This is a genomic window from Tenuifilum sp., assembly GCF_037481895.1.
Taxonomy (GTDB): Bacteria; Bacteroidota; Bacteroidia; order Bacteroidales; family Tenuifilaceae; genus Tenuifilum; species Tenuifilum osseticum.
Map to the genome: position 1 here is coordinate 1 of NZ_JBBFKU010000079.1, position 2,203 is coordinate 2,203.

The following is a 2,203-nucleotide window of genomic DNA, read 5'->3' on the forward strand; positions in this document are numbered from 1 at the left end:
CTTGCCATTGGAACAGCCCTAGCATTCAAGAAAACCATTTTCAAAGCGGAGGATTTGCCCTTTGTAATGGAACTTCCGCCCTACCGTATGCCAACGCTCCGTTCAACCCTAATACATATGTGGCATAAAGGATCGCAATACTTAAAAAAAATGGGGGGTGTAATTCTTGTAGCTGTAATATTTGTTTGGGCATTGGGTTACTATCCCCGTAATGTAAACTACTCAAAGGACTATAATGCAGAAATAGAACTAATAACCCAACAAATCGCCAGTGCAAATCTTCCGCAACCAACCGTCGATAGCCTAAACCGTGCTATCCATCAAAAAAGGTTGGAAATGGAAGCCGAGAGGCAATCCAATTCGTATCTTGGGCGTATAGGTAAGTTCATTGAACCGGCCATACGCCCACTGGGATTCGACTGGAAAATGGGGGTAAGCTTACTGTCGGGGGTGGCAGCCAAAGAGATTGTAGTCAGCACCCTGGGAGTGCTATACCAAACCGATCCCGATTCCGATAGTGCCGGTCTTGCCCAAAAACTTCGTAACGAAACACACCAATCCGGCATGTTGACAGGCAAAGTGGTTTTCACCAAGGTCACAGCACTTGCTTTCCTTATCTTCATTCTGGTTTACTTCCCCTGTGTGGCAGTTATTTCGGCGATAAAAAATGAATCGGGTTCATGGAAATGGGCAATTTTTACCATTATATTCACCACATCGCTTGCATGGATATTAGCCTTTGTGGTTTATCAAGTGGGAAATTTAATTGTAGGTTGATATGATACAGGAAATAGCTGTTTACCTTATAATTTTAGGTGCTTTGGGATACTTTGGTTACAGTGTGTACCAAATTTTTAATCCTAAACGTATAAGTACCGGTAAGTGCGCAGGTTGCTCATCGGGATCATGTGCTATTAAAAATATAAATCAACCCAAAGGGTAGCCAAACAATTCGGTAATTTGTTTGTTTTGCTTATACAATTTGGTTGTTTAAATGAAAAGGTTAGCCCAAAAAATATTATCCATAATGTTATCGGCACTAGTGCTTCTGTCGGTTAGTGGGTTAAACCTTTTCATTCATCACTGCCAATGCGAGGGCAAAATTCAGGTATCTGTTTTTACTCAAACAGGCTGCAATCACTCACACAGTAGCTGTGAAGCAGGAAGCTGCAAAGTTTCTTTCATCGAAACAGTAAAAGTTGCAGGCAAATCGTGTGGATGCTGGAACGAGGTGTTAAAGGTTAAAACCGATAACTTTACTGGCCTACAAAAGGTTGAGAGCAATCAACCGATTCCAAATCACCTGGCATTAAGCGAATACAATGAATTAAATCAACCCATACAAAACCTTAGTTCGGTTAATGAACCCAACTGGGGAAAAGCCCCACCCAAACCAACGGGTAAAAAAATCTGCATTGATCATCATCAGCTCAAAATAGCCCACCTGTTATAGAGTTCACTGAGCCACAAATTGGCCAGCGAACAGGTTAGTTTACTTTTAGCATTTGAATTAGATGCTATTTATTAACCTTTTACAAATCACTAACAGTGGGGAATAAAATGAAAAGAATAGTAACATTACTAATGCTTTTAGGTCTTTTAGGAATATCTGACCTAATAGCCCAAAACTTGAGCATAAGCGGATATGTATTTGAACTTAACGACAAGGGAGATAGCATACCATTGCAGGGTGCTACTATTATTTGGCTTAACAGCCAAATAGGTACAACAACCGATGCAAAAGGGTTCTTCATGCTTCAACCTGCTAACAGTAAAAAACTTACCATTAGCTATGTCGGCTATAAAACCGATACGATTGAAGTATCAGGTAGGAGTTTCCCGCTTAGGCATGTTCTGAAATCAGCATTAAGCATTGAGGCTGTAACCGTAAAAGCTGACAGGGGAAACACCTTCTTCCAGCAGTTGAATCCAATTCAAACACAGGTTATTACATCGGGAGAATTGACCCGAGCCGCATGCTGCAACCTTTCGGAAAGCTTTGAAACCAACGCCTCGATTGACGTATCGTACAGTGATGCCATTACAGGGGCAAAACAAATACAATTGCTAGGATTGGCGGGCATTTATACCCAAATGCAATACGAGAACATCCCTACCATGCGAGGACTTGCCTCAACCTTTGGATTGAGTTACGTTCCCGGCCCATGGATGGAATCCATTCAGGTTTCCAAAGGAACTGCTT

At 41.6% G+C, this 2,203-nt stretch carries 3 protein-coding genes; all 3 read left to right on the top strand.

Features of this window, described 5'->3' with window-relative positions:
* Nucleotides 1-777, top strand: a 777-nt coding sequence (locus WHS63_RS13165) for a nucleoside recognition domain-containing protein (RefSeq protein ID WP_445205516.1), incomplete at its 5' end; no start/stop codon positions are given.
* Nucleotides 778-1,027: 250 nt separating this feature from the next.
* Nucleotides 1,028-1,453, top strand: coding sequence for a hypothetical protein (locus WHS63_RS13170; protein ID WP_445205517.1), 426 nt, complete (start codon nt 1,028-1,030; stop codon nt 1,451-1,453).
* Between the two features lie 107 nt (nt 1,454-1,560).
* A partial coding sequence (locus WHS63_RS13175; protein ID WP_445205518.1) for a carboxypeptidase-like regulatory domain-containing protein occupies nt 1,561-2,203 on the top strand: 643 nt, incomplete at its 3' end.

Bases quoted from the DNA above. Each gene is read 5' to 3' on its own strand.
- WHS63_RS13170 (WP_445205517.1), top strand. From the start codon at position 1,028: ATGTTATCGGCACTAGTGCTTCTGTCGGTTAGTGGGTTAAACCTTTTC.